This is a genomic window from Tessaracoccus oleiagri, from assembly GCF_900103275.1.
GTDB lineage: Bacteria > Actinomycetota > Actinomycetes > Propionibacteriales > Propionibacteriaceae > Arachnia > Arachnia oleiagri.
In genome coordinates, this window is sequence record NZ_FNGP01000002.1 from 266020 (window position 1) to 281716 (window position 15697).

The following is a 15697-nucleotide window of genomic DNA, read 5'->3' on the forward strand; positions in this document are numbered from 1 at the left end:
GGAGCAGCGGTCCTCAGCCGGCACGCCGGCCAGCGCCTCGTCGACGTGCAGGCCGCAGCCCTCCCACGTCGGCTTGCCGCAGTGGTGGCAGGTGATCCGGTGACACATGGCGTGTTCCTCTCAGTCGAGTTCGACGGTCGTCACGTCCGTGACGAAGCCGCCGACCAATCTACGTCCGATGCCCTGGAAATCCGAAGCGTCGCCGGTGGTGTAGAACCGCCGGTCCGCGTCGCGGGGCTGGTGGTGGAGCAGCATCGCCTGGGTGAGCTGCGCGTAGGTGGACTGGGCGCACGCGTCGGCGCTGGATACCAGCGTCACCGAGTTGCCGAGGACGTAGCCGATGACGCCGGTGAGCAGCGGGTAGTGGGTGCAGCCGAGGATGAGCGTGTCGCAGCGCGCCTCCTGGATCGGGGCGAGATACTCACGGGCGACGCTGAGCAGCTCGTCGCCGCCGGTGATCCCGGCCTCCACGAATTCGACGAACCGCGGGGCCGGCTGCGTCGTCAGCTCGACGTGCCGCGCGATCGCGAACGCCTCCTCGTACGAGCCGGACGACACCGTCGACTGGGTGGCGATGACGCCCACCCGTCCGTTGCGCGTGGCGGCCATGGCCCGCGACGCGGCCGGCAGGACCACCTCGGTGATCGGCACGTCGTACCGCTCCCGCGCGTCGCGGACGGCCGCGGACGACGCCGAGTTGCAGGCGATGACCAGCGACTTCACGCCCTGGTCCATCAGGAAGTCCAGCCCCTGCAGGGCGAACTTGCGGACCTCGGCGATCGAGCGTGGCCCGTAGGGGGCGCGGGCGGTGTCGCCCAGGTAGACGATGTCCTCGTTGGGCAGCTGCTCCACGAGCGAGCTGACGACGGTGAGACCGCCGAAGCCGGAGTCGAAGATGCCGATGGGTCTGTCGACGTTCACGCCCAGTCCTCGATGTCCGAGATGTCCAGCCCCGTGCCGGCCTCCTCGCACGCCTCGCGGGTCGTGATCAGGTCCTCGATCTGGTAGGCGAGCCAGTCGAGCAGCGTGGCCATCGCCGGGTTCGCGCGCACCTGCGCCTTGGTGGCCTCCGCGTTCGGGGCGTCGGACCCCACGAGGTCCGCGTGCCACGCCACGCGCAGCGCGCCAAGGGTCTGCAGCCACGCGTGCACCGACGACTCGCGCACCGGCACCAGCTCGCCGGCCTCCTCGATCTCCGCGAGGACCGCGCTGGCGTGGCCGTGCATCGCCACCGCCCGTGCCCGGACCATACCCTCCCACTCCTCGCCCTGGGGGTCGAACTCGGGCGTCGTGTGACGCGGGAAGAGGCGGCTGAGCCGGACCCCGCTCACTTCGTCGCGGGCGTTGAAGGAGGCGTCGGCCGCCATCGCGGAGAAGGGGTCCTCGAAGGTGTGCAGGGCGCTCGGGGGCATGAGCTGCTGCATCGAGACCATGAGCCCGCCGACGAGGTCCGCCAGGATCCTGCTCATCCCCTCCCGCCCGTCGAACAGCCAGACGACGTCGTCAGGTGCAAGGCTCACGCGGGCTCCATCGTCGCCCAGAGCGAGTAGTTCTGCATCGCCATGACGTCACGCTCCATCTGTTCGCGGTTGCCGGTAGAGACTACCGCCTTGCCCTCGTTGTGGACCTTGAGCATGAGGCGCTCGGCCTTGTCGCGGGGGTACTTGAAGTAATCCTGGAAGACGAACGCCACGTAGCTCATCAGGTTCACGGGGTCGTCCCAGACGATGGTCACCCACTGCCGCTGCGTCGTCGCGGCAGTGGATTCCAGCACGTCAGTGGTCGCCTCGGTCACACGCATAGCCTGCCACTAGTTCCCGTGCTTGGCACTAGAGTGCGCGTATGACGACAGCCCTGCTGACCGACCACTACGAGCTGACGATGGTCCAAGCCGCCATGAAGGCGGGCACCGCGAACCGCAGGAGCCTGTTCGACCTGTTCAGTCGTCGGCTCCCCGAGGGCCGCCGCTACGGGGTCGTCGCCGGCGTGGGCCGCGCACTGGACGCCATCGAGAGCTTCCGGTTCGGCGACGAGGAGCTCTCCTTCCTCCTGGAGAAGGGCATCGTCGGCGACGACGGGGCCGAGTGGCTCGCGAACTACCGCTTCACCGGCGACATCTGGGGCTACGCCGAGGGCGAGATCTACTTCCCGGGCTCGCCGATCCTCTCCGTCGAGAGCACGTTCGCGGAGGCGGTCGTGCTCGAGACGGTGCTGCTCAGCATCTACAACTACGACTCCGCCGTCGCCTCCGCCGCTTCCCGCATGACCGCGATGGCCGGCGACCGGTCGTGCGCCGAGATGGGCGCGCGCCGCATGAACGAGTGGGCCGCCGTCGCCGCTGCCCGGGCCGCCTACGTCGCGGGTTTCAAGTCGACGTCGAACCTCGAGGCCGGTCGCAGCTACGGCATCCCCACCATCGGCACCGCGGCGCACTCTTTCACCCTGCTGCACGACACCGAGGAGGACGCCTTCAGGGCGCAGATCGCCTCCCTCGGCGAGGACACCACCCTGCTGGTGGACACCTACGACATCGAGGCCGCGATCCGTAAGGGCGTGGAGCTCACCGGCGGACGGCTGGGCGCGATCCGCCTCGACTCCGGCGACCTCGCCCTCGTGGCCCGCGAGGCCCGCGACCTGCTCGACGACCTGGGCGCCACCCACACGAAGATCATGGTCACCTCCGACCTCGACGAGTGGCAGATCGCGGCGCTGTCGGGCGCGCCCGTCGACGGGTACGGCGTCGGCACCCAGCTGGTCACCGGCTCCGGGCACCCCACCTGCTCGATGGTCTACAAGCTGGTGGCGCGCGCCGACTCCGACGACCCGGACGCGGAGCTCATCTCGGTCGCGAAGGAGTCGAAGGGCAAGAGCACGCTCGGCGGCCGCAAGTACGCGATGCGCCGCCGGGACGAGCACGGCGTCGCGGAGGCGGAGATCGTCGGGCTCGGCACCCCGCCCGCGAACGACGGCAACGACCGCGACCTGCTCGTGCCCATGGTCCGCGGCGGCGAGAGGGTCTACCGCGAGACGCTCGACGAGGCGCGGGAGCGGCACCTGCGGGTCCGCGAAGAGCTGCCCCGCTCCGCGCTGCGGATCTCGCGTGGCGAGCCGGTGCTCGACACCTGGATCATCGACGAGACCGGCACGGAGGCGCTCAGCGCCTACTCGAACCCGCGCTGAGGCTTCAGCGGAACTCGACGCCGCGGACGAAGGCCTCGAAGTCGTCGGCGTAGTCGCTGATGTCGGCCGCCTCGGCCGTCAGCGTCAGCATGAGCGCCACCCGACGTTCCTCATCGGGCAGCGGCACCCGCAGGATGAGCTGCAGCTGCGCCAGCCTCAGCGTGTTCTCCTCGGAGAGCTCCGTGTTGAACTCGACGTGCTGGAAGATCGTTCCGATCTCGTCGACGTCGTCGTTGACCGAGCGGCTGACGACCCTCGCGTCGTCGTCGAACCGGCGGAGCCGGTTGAGCGCCTCGTAGGCGGGGTCCTCCAGCGTCTCGTCGGGGCCGAGCTCCACGGAGTCCGCGCTGAGGTTCGGCGTGAAGCGCTCGAACTCGCCGCGACGCATCGCGAGGTACAGCTGCCCCTCCGGCGCGGTGGCGTGCTCCCACTGGTCGTTGGGGAGATTGATCTGCAGGTCCTGATCGTCAACCATCGTCCCCACCCTATGCGACCGGGCGCGCGCAGGGGCCCGATCCGCAGTTGGAGGGACCCCACAAAACTTTCGCGATTCCATGCGATTCCCGGCACCGCCGTGATTCAATCCGAACATGACCGACCCACGCGAAGAGGCGTCGTGGGACGAGCTCACGAGGTTTGCTGAGCGGCAGTTCGACGGTGTCTCGGGACAGGTGACAGCGACAGTCGACGGCACCCTGTCGATCACTGCCGTGCGCGCCCACCGCTTCGGCCCGGGCACCGCCGCGTCGGTGGGGGCCGCGATCAACCACGCGCTGACGACGGCGCGGCGTGCGCTCGCGAAGCACCTGGCCACCACCACCGACCTCGACCTGCCCGGTCCACTGCGGGCCCTGCTGGAGGGAGCCGCCGCCCCCGAGTCGCACCGGCTGGTGCCTCCGCACGACTACGAGGCCTCGCGTGCGGGGGTGATCGTGCAGGTGGACGGCGACAAGTGCCTGGTCAAGCGGGTGGTCATCCCGACGGCGGCGCACCTCGCGCTGGTGCCCACCGTCGCCAACGCGGTCCTCACCGCCGCCGAGTCGGGCCGCGTCGTGCCGCTGCACGAGCTGTTCGACGCGAGCTGGATGGACATCGTCGCCCAGCTCGACGACCTCGACGGCCGGCTCGACGCGATCCTGGCCGAGCCCGGCCACAACCAGGACTGACCGGCTACGCCCAGCGGGACCCGGGCTGCCGCTCCAGCCCGTTCATGACCGCCGCCAGTCGCTGCGGCAACTCCGCGTCGAAGATCTCCTCGAGCGTGATCGGCGCGCCGGACGGGCCGCCGAGCGGCACCCGCCAGTTGGGGTACTCGTCGATGGTGCCGGGCTGGTTCTGCATCCGCCGTTCGCCGACCGCGTCGACGAGGTTCGCCAGCAGCACCTGCGAAGGCGTCCGGGTGATGTAGCGGTGCAGCGCCAGCATGATCTCCACCGGGTCGTCGTCGTGCTCGGGCGCGAGCAGCCCCTCGTCCAGCAACTTGCCGATCCAGGCGGCCTGCTCGCGCTTCGCGTGCTCCAACTCCGCCTCGAGCGGTTCGGTGAGCAGGCCCAGCTCGTGGCGGAGCCGGACGTGGTCGCCGGCGAGGTACCCGATCGTCGGCGGCAGGTCGTGCGTGGTGACCGACGCCATGCAGTACTCCCGCCAGTGCCTTGTGTCGAGCGGCTCGCCCTCGCTGCCGTACTCGAACCACAGCACCGAGGTGCCGAGCAGCCCGCGCCGCGCCAGGTAGTCGCGCACCCACGGCTCCACGGTGCCGAGGTCCTCCCCGACGACGAGCGCCTGCGCGCGCTGCGCCTCCAGCGCGAGGATGCCGACCATCGCCTCGTGGTTGTAGCGCACGTAGGTGCCCAGCTGCGGGCCCAGGCCCTGCGGGACCCACCACAGCCGGAACAGGCCGAGGATGTGGTCGATCCGCACCCCGCCGACGCGGCGGAGCGACGCCCGCACCATGGCGCGGAACGGCTCGTACGACAGCGCCTCCAGCCGGTCCGGCCGCCAGGGCGGCTGGCCCCAGTCCTGGCCGGACTGGTTGTAGTTGTCCGGCGGGGCGCCCACGTGCATGCCCTGCGCGAACACGTCGGGCATCATCCAGGTCTCCGCGGAGTCCATGTGGACGCCCACCGCGAGGTCGCTGACGATGCCGATGCTCATGCCGACTTCCTCGGCCGTCGCCTGGGCGGCGCTGATCTGCTCCTGGGCGATCCACTGCAGCCACTCGAAGAAACGGACGTCGTCGTGCCGCCGCGCGCCGAACTCCGCGACCTCCGTCGACGCCGGGTCGCGGTACTCGGCGGGCCACTCCTCCCAGCGGCCGCCGAACTCCGTCGACAACACGCTCCACAGGGCGAACAGCTCGAGCCCCCTGCCCTCGCGGCTGCGGAAGTCCTCGAACGCCAGCGCCCGGGCTGGCCGGAGGCCGGCGTCGAACACGGCCCGCAGGGCCTGCAGCTTCCGCGGCCACACCGAGTTGCGCTCGACCCGGCCGCTCTCCTCGCCGGCCGCGCGGGCATCGTCGCGGAGATCGCGGATGCGACGGCGCACCGCGCCCTTCAGCGTGATGTACTCCGGGATGGACTCGGGGCGGATGTAGATCGGGTTGACGAACCGGCGGCTGACCGGCAGGTACGGCGACGGCTCCAGAGGCGGCACCACCTGGGCGGCGTGCAGCGGATTGATCAGGACGTAGTCGGCGAACTGCCGCGCGCCGGACCACGTGACGAGGTCTGCGAGGTCCGTGAGGTCACCCACGCCCCAGGAGCCCTCGGAGGAGACGGAGTAGAGCTGGGTGCCGTACCCCCAGGCCCGTTTGCCCGCCATCTTCGCGGGGAACCCGACGAAGCGGGGCGTCACGATGAGCGTGCCGTACTCCTCGCTCCCGTCGGTGCGGGCCACGAGCCGGTGGTACCCGGTGGGCAGGTCGTCGCCCAGCCAGAAGGTCGCCTCGCCGCGCGCCTCGCCCGCCACGACGCGGTCGGGCTTGAAGTTGTCCACCTGCCAGGTGCGTCGGCGGCCTCCCTGCTCGAGCTCCACCTCGAGCAGCACGTCGGCTCCGGCGCGCACGTGCACGTCCACCTGGGTGCCGGTGCCCTCCTCGACGACCGTGCAGGTGGGCAGGACCCGCAGCCACTCCTCGTCGTCCAGCGCCGCCAGGGCCGCGTCGCACCGCTCGGGGGTGCTGGCGTCGACGTCCAGCGCGGCCAGGACCGCGATGATGGTCTCCGCCGGGATGATGACGTGGCGGCCCTTCCAGTCCCAGAAGTCGCGGGCGATGCCGAACCGGTCGGCCAGGGCCGTCAGCGACGAGTGAGGTTCGGTCACCGGACTGCCTCTCGGGTGTTGACCACGACGGTCTTCGACACGAGGTCGGGGATCGTCTGCTTGCGGTCCGTGAACAGGACGCTGATCTGGGCGAAGAAGCCGATGACCTGGTAGAGCACGCCGCCGGCCACGCCGCGCACCGTGGCGGGGCCCCAGCCGACCGGGGCGAGCGACTCGTCGCCGAGCCGGGCGACGCGGAGGCCGAGGAGCTTCTGCCCGAGGGTGGCGTTCAACAGGCCCACGGTGATGGTCCGGTACGCGGCGAGCAGCAGCATGGAGACGACGGCCACGATCGTCATGTCGACGATGAGCGTCCCGGGCAGCTGGGGCGCGGGGATCGTCGGGTCCACCGACGACTCCAGCAGGCGGGTGAAGTAGGCGGCGAGCTGGTCCGACGTCTGCGCCTGCATCTCCGCGGTCAGGAAGTACGAGATGAACCCGATCACGATCGAGTCGATGATGTAGCCGAGCGCGCGCCACCAGAACCCCGCCAGGCGGTAACCGCCCTGGACCGGCACCTGCGGACCGTAGCCGGCGTAAGGCTGCGGACCGGCGCCATGGCCGGGGGCGACGTCCCTGCGCGGCGCGTACGGGTCCTGCGCGTAGCTGGGCCGCGGCTGCTCGGCGTACCCACCCGTCGGCCCTGCCTGGACCTGCTGGTGCGGCTGGAACGCCGGCTTCGCGTCGCGGGTGGACTGCGACCACGCCTGCCCGTCCCAGAAGCGCTCCCCCGAACCCCCCGCCGGGTCCGGGTACCAGCCTGCTGGCGGTTGCTGTGGCGTCTGCGTCATGCCTCTAGAATGCCAGAGTTGCGGCCGGGGTTTCCGTCCACGCCGCCGGACTTCGATAATGGGGCGCTATGGAGATGTTGGGCCGCTACCGGATCACCGGACGCATCGGCTCGGGCTCCTTCGCCACCGTCTACCAGGGCCACGACGACACGCTCGACGTACCCGTGGCGGTGAAGGTGCTGGCGGACAACTGGGCCGCGAACGACGACGTCCGGGCCCGCTTCCTCGCCGAGGCGCGCCTGCTGCGGCGGCTCACCGACGAGCGGATAGTCGGCGTCTACGACATCGGCACCACGGACCGCGGCCAGCCCTACTTCGTCATGGACCTCGCCAACGGGGGGTCCCTCGAGCAGCTGCGCAAGCGACCCGTCGCCCCCGGGCTGGCGCTGCGGCTCTGCGCCGAGGCGACGCGGGCCCTCGAGGTCCTGCACCGCAACCAGCTCGTCCACCGCGACGTCACGCCCGGTAACATCCTCCTCAACAACACCCCGGGCGGCGTACGGGTGATGCTCGCCGACCTCGGCGTCGCGAAGTCGCTCCTCGACGAGTACCGCGACACGATGACCGCCGGGACGCCCGCCTACATGGCCCTCGAGCAGGCGAACTCCTCGCAGCTCGACCAGCGTTCCGACCTCTACTCCATGGGTGCCGTCGCCTACGCCCTCCTCACGGGCCACCCGCCGTTCCCCATCAAGACGCTCGCCGACCTGCTCAACCGCAACCCGGCGATCGGACCGGTGCCGATCGCGGACCGCCTCGGCGCCCCGGAGTCGCTGGACCGCTTCTTCGCCTCGGTGCTGTCGCCGGACCCGAACCGCCGCCCGCAGACGGCGGCGGTCCTCGCGTCGGCGTTCGACGACTTCGCCGCCAGGCTGCCCGGCGGCGACCAGTACGCGCCCCGCCCCCGCACCGCGACCGCGGCCGGCTCGTCGGGCACGGTGCCGGTGGTCCCCCTCGCGCCCACCGCGCTCCTGTCCGGTTCCTCCCCCGCCAGCCTCGCGCCGCGCACGGAGACGCCGGTGAGCGTGCTCGACGGGTACCTCGGCCGTGGCAAGTACCAGCCGGCGAAGACCACCGAGTCGCACTCGGTCTGGTTCTGGCTGTGGATCGTGCTCAGCGCGCTGGCGCTCGGCGGGCTGGTGCTGTGGCTCACGGTCTACCTGTTGACCACCTGAACTGGACGTAGAATGGCCCGCATGACTGAGATGGCACCCGGCTCACAGACCGTTCTCGACGAACGCACGCAGCAGTTCGAGGACGGCGACCAAGATCGCTTCTCGCACTACGTCCCGAAGGACAAGCTCACCGCGGCGATGGTCAACGGCACGCCCGTCGTCGCGCTGTGCGGCAAGGTCTGGATCCCCTCCCGCAACCCGGACAGGTACCCCGTCTGCCCGGAGTGCAAGGAGATCTGGGAGACGCTGAAGCCCAACAAGTAGTCGCACCGACGAGAAGAGCCCAGGCCGGACCGGTGAGGTCCGCCTGGGCTCTTCCGCGCTCCGCGCCCGAGCCGCCAGCGTTTCCCACGTGCACCTGCGTAGGACGGAATAAATCAAGCTGTTTGGGACAGCTGGTGGTGTGTTGGGTTGATCCAGACGGTGTCTGGGGGTTCGTGGGTCACGGGTGGCCGGTGGTGCCGGTGGGGGTGGCGCCGGGCGTAGGTGTCCTTGACGGTGCGCCAGCGCTCGTGATGGGTGGGCCAGGAGCCGTCGTGGACGCGCTCGGGGGTGTGCCCGGCAAGGCCTGCATGGTGATGACTGGTGTTGTAGTCGGTGAAGAACTCGGCGGCCCATGCGCGGGCGTGATCGAGGGAATCGAACCGCTCCGGAAAGCGCCGGTCGTACTTCGTGGTCTTGAACAAGGACTCGACGTAGGGGTTGTCGTTGGACACCCTCGGTCGGGAGTGGGAGGCGGTGATGTGCAGCCGGGCGAGCAGGTCACGGGTGGTGCCGGAGCGCATCGAGGCGCCGTTGTCGGCGTGGATCACCCGCGGCCGGGCGCCCTCGGTGTCGATCGTGGCTTGGATGAACTCGGCGGCGAGCTCACGGGATTCGTGGGGTTCGGCGCGGTGACCGACGACCTGGCGGGAGTAGAGGTCGAGCATCGTGAACAGCTTGAACCGTTGCCGGCCAGGGCCCGGGGAGGTCGGTGATGTCCCAGCACCACACCTGCCTTGGCGCGTCCGCGACGAGGACCGGCTTGACCCGCGGCAACGCGGTGCCGTTGGTGTTGCAGCGACGCCGGTCGCCGGACTGCCCGGCCTGGCGCATCACCCGGTGCATCGTCGCCAACGAGCACAGGTACTCGCCCTGGTCGAGCAGCGTGTAATACGCCTCCCGGATCGACAGGTCCGCCACATCTTCCTGGTTCAATCGGGCCACGATCGCCGCTTGTTCCGCTGCGGTGAGCCGGTTCGGATAGTTCCGATCCGCCTGCGGGATGGTCAACGTCGAGACCCGTCCGCCGGCGAGGTGGCGATACACGCTCGACCGCGCGACCCCGAGCAGGCCGCAGGCCCGCACCATGGTCATTCCCGCGGCTTGGAGGGCCTGGGCGGTATCGGCGGCAACTGCGAGGTATCCGGGCCCTGCAGCCAGGCCGGGCGGCCCGGCTTCGGTTCCGGTTCCGGCGTGGGTGGCTGTTCCGCGCTCTTGGCCAAGGACTCCAAGAGCGCGGCAGCTTTTCCCAAGATCTCGACCGCAGCCTGCGACTGCTCCAATTCGCGCTCCAGCCGCTGCTTCTCGCGTCGCAGCCGCTCCAGCTCCTGCCGCTCCTCGAAGTTCAACCTCGGCGTATAGCCCTTCGGTTCCTCGCTCATGGACTCGACGGTAGCCGGATCCCGGAGCCTTCCGTCAGCCCGCTGCCGGGACCACTCCCACGGGGTCCCTGTCCAGACCCCGATCCGGCGGCAGAACGCGGTCTTCGCCCCCCGATCCAGACACTGGTCCCACTCCAACAACAACGCCCACTTCTGGGCTGCGGTGAAGTGATGCCGCTTCGACGGACGAAACGGCACCGCCTCCGAGACGACTTCCATATCCATGACGGACCTGCCTTCCCCCACCCAGCTGTCTCACAACAGGCTGACGCACTGGGAGGAACGCTGGTGCACGTAGGAAACGCTGGCGCCCTGGGTCAGTAGCGGTAGCCGTCCGACTTGTACGGACCACCGACGGGGACGCCGATGTAGGCGGCCTGCTGCTCGCTGAGCTCGGTCAGTTCGACGCCGAGCGCCGCGAGGTGCAGTCGGGCGACCTCCTCGTCGAGGTGCTTCGGCAGCGTGTAGACGCCGACGGGGTACTGCTCGGGCTTGGTGAACAGCTCGATCTGGGCCAGGACCTGGTTGGTGAACGAGTTGCTCATCACGAACGACGGGTGGCCGGTGGCGTTGCCGAGGTTGAGCAGCCGGCCCTCGCTGAGCACGAGCACGGAGTGCCCGTCGGCGAAGCGCCACTCGTGGACCTGCGGCTTGATCTCGATCTTCTCGACGTCGTCGCGCGCCTCGAGGCCGGCCATGTCGATCTCGTTGTCGAAGTGGCCGATGTTGCCGACGATGGCCTGGTGCTTCATGCGGGCCATGTCGTCGGCGGTGATGATGTCGCGGTTGCCGGTGGCGGTGACGAAGATGTCGGCGGTCTCCACCACCGACTCGAGCCGGGCCACCTGGAACCCGTCCATCGCGGCCTGCAGCGCGCAGATCGGGTCGATCTCGGTGACGATGACGCGCGCCCCCTGCCCCCGGAGCGACTCCGCGCAGCCCTTGCCGACGTCGCCGTAGCCGCAGACGACCGCCACCTTGCCGCCGATCAGCACGTCGGTGGCGCGGTTGATGCCGTCGATCAGCGAGTGGCGGCAGCCGTACTTGTTGTCGAACTTCGACTTGGTGACGGAGTCGTTGACGTTGATCGCCGGGAACAGGAGGGTCCCGTCGCGCTGCATCTCGTACAGGCGCAGGACGCCGGTCGTCGTCTCCTCGGTGACTCCCTGGATGGAGTCGGCGATGGCCCGCCAGTCGAGGTCCGACTTGCGCAGCGTCTCGAGCACGAGCCGGAACTCCGCCGAGTCCTGGTCGGTCGCCTCACGGACGCCACCGGCCGCCTGCGCCTTGACGCCCTCGTGGAGCAGCAGGGTCGCGTCGCCGCCGTCGTCGAGGATCATGTTGGGGAGCTTGCCGTCGGGCCAAGCGAAGATCTGCGACGCAGCCCACCAGTACTCCTCGAGGGTCTCGCCCTTCCACGCGAAGACCGGAACCCCGGCCGGCGCCTCCGGGGTGCCGCTCCCGACGGCGACGGCCGCCGCGGCATGGTCCTGGGTCGAGAAGATGTTGCAGCTCGCCCAGCGGACCTCGGCGCCCAGCGCCGTGAGGGTCTCGATCAGGACGGCGGTCTGCACGGTCATGTGCAGCGACCCCGCGATGCGGGCGCCCTTGAGCGGCTTGGATTCGGAATAGCGCTCGCGCATGGCCATGAGGCCCGGCATCTCGTGCTCGGCGAGCGTGATTTCCTTGCGCCCGAATTCGGCGAGGTTGATGTCAGCTACAGAGAAGTCCACGAGGGACAAGCTTACGCGTCGAGCCCCAAGGACGCGATGTGGGCGAGCGCGAGGTCGTAGCCGCCGACGCCGCAGCCGATGATGATGCCCGACGCCTTGGCGCTCAGGACGCTGCGCTGCCGGTACTCCTCGCGGCCGTGGACGTTGGAGATGTGGACCTCGACGTAGAGCGGGACGAGGGCGGCCGCGTCGGCGATCGCGTACGAGTAGTGCGTCCAGGCGCCCGCGTTCAGGACGACGGGCGCCTTGGCGTCGGCGGCCTCGTGGAGCCACTCGATCATCTCGCCCTCGTGCTCCGTCTGCCGGACGTGGACGTCGAACCCGAGGCCGCGTCCCGTCTCGACGAGGTGCTCCGCGAGCTCCGCGTACGTCGTGGCGCCGTAGACCTCCGGCTGCCGCGTCCCGAGGCGGCCGAGGTTCGGCCCGTTCAGTACGTATACCTTCATTCCTCGCCCCCGAGCCCGATGGACAGGTACTCCGCCCCGTAGAGGCCGTGGATGAGGAGCGTGATGTAGCGCTCGACGTCACTGCTGGACAGGTCGGGGTCGCCAGAGCTGATGCGCGCCACCCGGACGCCGACGGCGTCGGCGACGCGCTCGAGCTCGTCCGCGATGTGGGCCTGGTGCGGGGGTGCCTTGTCTGCGTCGAGGAGCACCACGACGGGGTCGATCAGGCGCGCGTCGTCGCCGGGGTCGGCGAAGGGGTCGCGCGGCGGGACGCCCCGAAGGACGGCGAGCACCTCGCTCGCGTCGGCGGCCAGCGCCGGGGTGCCGCTCACGCGTCGCACGGCCTCGCCGAGGCGACGGGAGGCGCGGTTGGCGAGCACGCTGCCGCCCCAGATCAGCGGGAGCCGGTCGGCGAGCTGCAGCGCGAGGTCCTTGCCGGGGTTGCTGCCGATGGCGCGGTGCGGCGAGCACTCCTCGGCGACGAGGTCGGCCGCGTCGGCGACGGACTCGATGCTGACCGCGGGGCCGAGGCCCATCTGCCCGAGCAGCGCGAGCACGGCCACGGCGGAGGCGGTGGAGTCGAAGTCGTTGGTGGCCAGCAGCACGGTCTCCGACGTCGTGGTGACTTGGGCCAGCTCCGAGTGGGGCGGGGCCGCGACGATCAGCGTGGCGCCGCGGCGGGCGGCCTCGGCGCCGGCCTCGACCAGCCACGAGATCGGGCGCTTGTCGCCGATGACGACGACGAGGTCGAGCGGACCCACCCACGCGGGCAGGCCTGGTCCCGGCCAGGCCATGAAGGGGATGGGGCAGACGGGCTCGAGGACCGCCCGGACGAGGCGTGCCTCGGGACCGATGATCAGGACGCCGCGGGGCCGATCGACCCGGCGCAATTCGCCGAGGGTCTCCTCGGTGGCAGTGCGGCGGATGCGGGCCCCCGTGGAGGCCAGCCGGCGCAGTCCCTCGTGCCCCGTGAGCTCCGGGGCCTCGAGCCGGGTGTCGAGGAACTCGTTCACAGCGTCGAGCGTGCTTGGTCGATCAGCAGGACCGGGATGTTGTTGCGCACCGGGTACGCCAACCCGCAGGACTGGTTCGTGCAGACGAGTTCGTTCGCGTCGTAGTCGACCGCGAACTTCCCGTGGCAGGCGGGGCACGCGATGATCGCGAGCAGCTCGGTCGAAAGTTCCATCACGTCAGCCATGTGCGTCAGTGTATCTCCCGGCGTACGATCCCGAGGACCTCGTCGCGCAGAGCAGCCATCGTTTTCTCTTCGCGTGCCTCGACGTTCAGCCGCAGCAGTGGCTCCGTGTTGGAGGGGCGCAGGTTCACCCACCAGCCGGCCTCCGCGTCCCGGACGGTGAGCCCGTCGATCCTGTCGCTGGTGCCCCGCCCGGCGAACGCGCGCTCCACGTCGTCCTGGACGCGGGCCGCGTCCTCGACGGTGGAGTTCAGCTCGCCGGAGCGGAAGTAGCCGTCGTGGGCCGACGCGAGGATGGACAGCGCGCCGCCGGCGCGGACCTGCTCCAGTACGTGCAGCGCCGCGAGCATGCCCGTGTCGGCCGACCAGAAGTCGCGGAAGTAGTAGTGGGCGGAGTGCTCGCCGCCGAAGATGCCGTGCTCCTGCGCCATGAGGGCCTTGACGTAGGTGTGGCCGACCCGCGAGCGCACGAGCCGTCCCTTCCCCTCGACCGCCTCCGCGACGCACTGGGACGTGATCGTGTTGATCACGATCGTCGCGCCGGGCTCGCGGGCGAGTTCCGCCGTCGCGATCATCGCGGTGATCACCGACGGGTCCACCACCTCGCCGCGCTCGTCGATGATGAAGCAGCGGTCGGCGTCGCCGTCGAACACCAGCCCGAGGTCGGCGCCGTGCTCCAGGACCGCCCGCCTGGCGTCGACGAGGTTCTCCGGCTCCAGCGGGTTCGCGGGATGGTTCGGGAACGTGCCGTCGAGCTCGAGGAAGAGTCCGACGATGTCGAGGTTCCTGGCGCCGAGCACAGCGTCGACCGTGTGGCCGGCCATGCCGTTGCCCGCATCGACGACGACCTTCAGCTGCCGCTCGCCGGAGACCGGCACGAGCGAGGCGAGCCTCGCCGCGTAGTCGGCGAGGGTGTCGAGCCGGCGGAGGGTGCCCGTGACGGGGCGGGTGAGGTCCACCGTCGGGGCCAGGTCCCGCAGGCGCTCCATGAAGTCGGCGGGCACGGGCTTCGCGTCGGCGAGGCAGAACTTGATGCCGTTGTAGCGCGACGGGTTGTGGCTGGCCGTGAACTGCACGCCCGGCAGGTGGGTGTGGCCGGACGCGAACCAGAGCTGGTCGGTGCTGGTGAGGCCCACGTCGACGACGTCCGCGCCGGCGATGCGGGCGCCCTCGGCGAAGGCCTTCGACAGTTCCTCGCCCATCAGCCGCATGTCGCGGCCGAGGACGAACTCGCCGGCGCCGGTCAGTTCGACGAAGGCGGCGCCGAGCGCCCGCGCACCGTCGAGGTCCCACTCGGGATCCGCACCGAGGATGACACCGCGGATGTCGTTGGCCTTGAAGATGACGTCATTGAGCACCGGCCAAGCCTAGTGCCCTCAGTCGCGAACCACCCGGAGTTGGGGTCGGCCGGCCCCGGTCGGAGCCGCCGGCGCCGCGGGAGCGGCGTGTGCCGCCGCGAACTGCTCGGGCATGGGGTCGTCCTCGCGCAGACCGATCTGCCGCACCGCGTTGGCGAGCGCCATCAGGTCGTCGTCCTCGTCGTCCGTGCGGCGCGCCTGCTCCGAGTGCGGGAGGCGGATGACCTCCCACCCGCGGGGCACCGACGTGGACTCCGCGTGCTTGATGCACAGGTCATAGGTGCCCGGCTCCGCGGTGAGGGCGAGGGGACCGAGCACCGCGGTGGAGTCGGCGTAGACGTAGGTCAACGTCGCCACGGCGGGAGCGAGACAGGCGGTTCGGGTACAACGACGCACGAGGTGAGAGTAACGGTTGCGGCGATAGAGTTGTTACATGCCACGCAGGAGAGACCGCCATGACCGCGGGCTCAGGGGCCCCCTCGCGGCTCCCGGGTCCCCGGTGACGCTGCACCACCGCACCTCCCGCGTCGCCTACTTCAACGAGTGCCTCACCGACGCGATCGCCGAGGTGCTCGCCAACGACGCCGAAGCCCTCGAGGACATCGTGGTGGGCATCGAGGACGTCCCCCACCTCACCACCCGCTGGTCGGGCGACCGGGTGCCGCTGTCCGCCGCGCTGGAGGCGACGAGGACCCAGCCCGCGCAGATCGTGCTGTACGAGCGCCCGATCGAGCACCGGGCCAGCTCGCCCGCGCAGTTGAAGCGGCTCGTCCACCGCACCCTCGTTGAGCAGTTGTCCACCCTCACCGGCCGCAGCATCGCCGACCTGGGCGGCGACGAGGACTGGGACTGAGT

20 protein-coding genes are annotated in these 15697 nt (G+C 70.3%); 5 read left to right on the forward strand and 15 right to left on the reverse strand.

Annotated features, from left to right (window positions below):
* Positions 1–120: 120 nt before the first annotated feature.
* The 3 genes from murI to clpS are packed head-to-tail and all read right to left on the reverse strand — an operon-like array spanning position 121 to position 1801.
* Positions 121–927 (reverse strand): glutamate racemase, encoded by an 807-nt coding sequence (murI, locus tag BLR46_RS06205; RefSeq protein ID WP_245701587.1) that lies wholly within the window; start codon positions 925–927, stop codon positions 121–123.
* Positions 918–1520: a DUF2017 family protein gene (locus BLR46_RS06210; protein WP_093250017.1), complete on the reverse strand. Its 603-nt coding sequence runs from the start codon at positions 1518–1520 to the stop codon at positions 918–920. Before BLR46_RS06210 ends, murI begins: the two co-directional genes overlap by 10 nt.
* Positions 1517–1801, reverse strand: a complete 285-nt coding sequence (clpS, locus tag BLR46_RS06215) for an ATP-dependent Clp protease adapter ClpS (protein WP_093250020.1) — start codon at positions 1799–1801, stop codon at positions 1517–1519. The genes BLR46_RS06210 and clpS overlap by 4 nt, the downstream gene beginning before the upstream one ends.
* Positions 1802–1842: 41 nt before the next feature.
* Here clpS and BLR46_RS06220 point away from each other — a divergent pair, with 41 nt between their 5' ends.
* Positions 1843–3180 carry a nicotinate phosphoribosyltransferase gene (locus tag BLR46_RS06220; RefSeq protein ID WP_093250022.1) on the forward strand — a complete coding sequence of 446 codons (1338 nt, stop codon included), beginning with the start codon at positions 1843–1845 and terminating at the stop codon, positions 3178–3180.
* A 4-nt stretch (positions 3181–3184) separates the two neighbouring features.
* On the opposite strand, the gene BLR46_RS06225 is transcribed toward BLR46_RS06220, so the two are convergent.
* Positions 3185–3655, reverse strand: a complete 471-nt coding sequence (locus BLR46_RS06225; protein ID WP_093250025.1) for a hypothetical protein — start codon at positions 3653–3655, stop codon at positions 3185–3187.
* 115 nt (positions 3656–3770) lie between these two features.
* Here BLR46_RS06225 and BLR46_RS06230 point away from each other — a divergent pair, with 115 nt between their 5' ends.
* Positions 3771–4346, forward strand: a complete 576-nt coding sequence (locus BLR46_RS06230) for a hypothetical protein (protein WP_093250027.1) — start codon at positions 3771–3773, stop codon at positions 4344–4346.
* A 4-nt stretch (positions 4347–4350) separates the two neighbouring features.
* Here the strand turns inward: BLR46_RS06230 and malQ are convergent, their stop codons facing one another.
* Positions 4351–6501 carry a 4-alpha-glucanotransferase gene (malQ, locus tag BLR46_RS06235; protein WP_093250029.1) on the reverse strand — a complete coding sequence of 717 codons (2151 nt, stop codon included), beginning with the start codon at positions 6499–6501 and terminating at the stop codon, positions 4351–4353.
* Positions 6498–7292 carry an RDD family protein gene (locus tag BLR46_RS06240; RefSeq protein WP_093250032.1) on the reverse strand — a complete coding sequence of 265 codons (795 nt, stop codon included), beginning with the start codon at positions 7290–7292 and terminating at the stop codon, positions 6498–6500. The genes malQ and BLR46_RS06240 overlap by 4 nt, the downstream gene beginning before the upstream one ends.
* Positions 7293–7360: 68 nt before the next feature.
* Here BLR46_RS06240 and BLR46_RS06245 point away from each other — a divergent pair, with 68 nt between their 5' ends.
* Both BLR46_RS06245 and BLR46_RS06250 read left to right on the forward strand, forming a co-directional pair.
* Complete coding sequence (locus BLR46_RS06245; RefSeq protein ID WP_093250033.1) at positions 7361–8467, forward strand: serine/threonine-protein kinase; 1107 nt, start codon at positions 7361–7363, stop codon at positions 8465–8467.
* A 21-nt stretch (positions 8468–8488) separates the two neighbouring features.
* Positions 8489–8731 (forward strand): DUF3039 domain-containing protein, encoded by a 243-nt coding sequence (locus tag BLR46_RS06250; protein WP_176761686.1) that lies wholly within the window; start codon positions 8489–8491, stop codon positions 8729–8731.
* A 113-nt stretch (positions 8732–8844) separates the two neighbouring features.
* Here BLR46_RS06250 and BLR46_RS06255 read toward each other — a convergent pair whose 3' ends face one another.
* From BLR46_RS06255 to BLR46_RS06290, 9 genes are all read right to left on the reverse strand, one after another.
* Positions 8845–9396: an integrase core domain-containing protein gene (locus BLR46_RS06255; RefSeq protein ID WP_093250035.1), complete on the reverse strand. Its 552-nt coding sequence runs from the start codon at positions 9394–9396 to the stop codon at positions 8845–8847.
* A complete protein-coding gene (locus tag BLR46_RS14850; protein WP_143008231.1) occupies positions 9335–9823 on the reverse strand; it encodes a hypothetical protein in 489 nt (162 codons plus the stop codon). Before BLR46_RS14850 ends, BLR46_RS06255 begins: the two co-directional genes overlap by 62 nt.
* A complete protein-coding gene (locus BLR46_RS14855; protein WP_143008232.1) occupies positions 9820–10110 on the reverse strand; it encodes a hypothetical protein in 291 nt (96 codons plus the stop codon). The genes BLR46_RS14850 and BLR46_RS14855 overlap by 4 nt, the downstream gene beginning before the upstream one ends.
* A 317-nt stretch (positions 10111–10427) precedes the next feature.
* The gene (gene ahcY, locus BLR46_RS06265) at positions 10428–11843 is read right to left on the reverse strand and encodes an adenosylhomocysteinase (RefSeq protein ID WP_218118369.1); all 1416 of its coding nucleotides are present in this window, start codon (positions 11841–11843) and stop codon (positions 10428–10430) included.
* Positions 11844–11854: 11 nt separating this feature from the next.
* A complete protein-coding gene (locus tag BLR46_RS06270; protein WP_093250041.1) occupies positions 11855–12289 on the reverse strand; it encodes a type II 3-dehydroquinate dehydratase in 435 nt (144 codons plus the stop codon).
* Positions 12286–13302: an SIS domain-containing protein gene (locus BLR46_RS06275; RefSeq protein ID WP_093250043.1), complete on the reverse strand. Its 1017-nt coding sequence runs from the start codon at positions 13300–13302 to the stop codon at positions 12286–12288. Before BLR46_RS06275 ends, BLR46_RS06270 begins: the two co-directional genes overlap by 4 nt.
* Positions 13299–13487 carry a Trm112 family protein gene (locus BLR46_RS06280; RefSeq protein ID WP_093250046.1) on the reverse strand — a complete coding sequence of 63 codons (189 nt, stop codon included), beginning with the start codon at positions 13485–13487 and terminating at the stop codon, positions 13299–13301. The genes BLR46_RS06275 and BLR46_RS06280 overlap by 4 nt, the downstream gene beginning before the upstream one ends.
* A gap of 5 nt (positions 13488–13492) precedes the next feature.
* Positions 13493–14842, reverse strand: coding sequence for a phosphohexomutase domain-containing protein (locus BLR46_RS06285; RefSeq protein ID WP_093250048.1), 1350 nt, complete (start codon positions 14840–14842; stop codon positions 13493–13495).
* Between the two features lie 18 nt (positions 14843–14860).
* Complete coding sequence (locus BLR46_RS06290; protein ID WP_093250051.1) at positions 14861–15238, reverse strand: DUF3499 domain-containing protein; 378 nt, start codon at positions 15236–15238, stop codon at positions 14861–14863.
* Positions 15239–15275: 37 nt separating this feature from the next.
* Between BLR46_RS06290 and BLR46_RS06295 the strand changes: the two genes are divergently transcribed.
* The gene (locus BLR46_RS06295; RefSeq protein WP_093250053.1) at positions 15276–15695 is read left to right on the forward strand and encodes a metallopeptidase family protein; all 420 of its coding nucleotides are present in this window, start codon (positions 15276–15278) and stop codon (positions 15693–15695) included.
* Positions 15696–15697: the final 2 nt, after the last annotated feature.

Bases quoted from the DNA above. Each gene is read 5' to 3' on its own strand.
- BLR46_RS14855 (WP_143008232.1), bottom strand. From the start codon at position 10,110: ATGAGCGAGGAACCGAAGGGCTATACGCCGAGGTTGAACTTCGAGGAG.
- BLR46_RS06250 (WP_176761686.1), top strand. From the start codon at position 8,489: ATGACTGAGATGGCACCCGGCTCACAGACCGTTCTCGACGAACGCACG.
- BLR46_RS06295 (WP_093250053.1), top strand. From the start codon at position 15,276: ATGCCACGCAGGAGAGACCGCCATGACCGCGGGCTCAGGGGCCCCCTC.
- BLR46_RS06280 (WP_093250046.1), bottom strand. From the start codon at position 13,487: ATGGCTGACGTGATGGAACTTTCGACCGAGCTGCTCGCGATCATCGCG.
- clpS (WP_093250020.1), bottom strand. From the start codon at position 1,801: ATGCGTGTGACCGAGGCGACCACTGACGTGCTGGAATCCACTGCCGCG.
- BLR46_RS06220 (WP_093250022.1), top strand. From the start codon at position 1,843: ATGACGACAGCCCTGCTGACCGACCACTACGAGCTGACGATGGTCCAA.
- BLR46_RS06240 (WP_093250032.1), bottom strand. From the start codon at position 7,292: ATGACGCAGACGCCACAGCAACCGCCAGCAGGCTGGTACCCGGACCCG.
- BLR46_RS06245 (WP_093250033.1), top strand. From the start codon at position 7,361: ATGGAGATGTTGGGCCGCTACCGGATCACCGGACGCATCGGCTCGGGC.
- BLR46_RS06255 (WP_093250035.1), bottom strand. From the start codon at position 9,396: ATGCTCGACCTCTACTCCCGCCAGGTCGTCGGTCACCGCGCCGAACCC.
- BLR46_RS06230 (WP_093250027.1), top strand. From the start codon at position 3,771: ATGACCGACCCACGCGAAGAGGCGTCGTGGGACGAGCTCACGAGGTTT.
- BLR46_RS06270 (WP_093250041.1), bottom strand. From the start codon at position 12,289: ATGAAGGTATACGTACTGAACGGGCCGAACCTCGGCCGCCTCGGGACG.
- BLR46_RS14850 (WP_143008231.1), bottom strand. From the start codon at position 9,823: ATGACCATGGTGCGGGCCTGCGGCCTGCTCGGGGTCGCGCGGTCGAGC.
- BLR46_RS06225 (WP_093250025.1), bottom strand. From the start codon at position 3,655: ATGGTTGACGATCAGGACCTGCAGATCAATCTCCCCAACGACCAGTGG.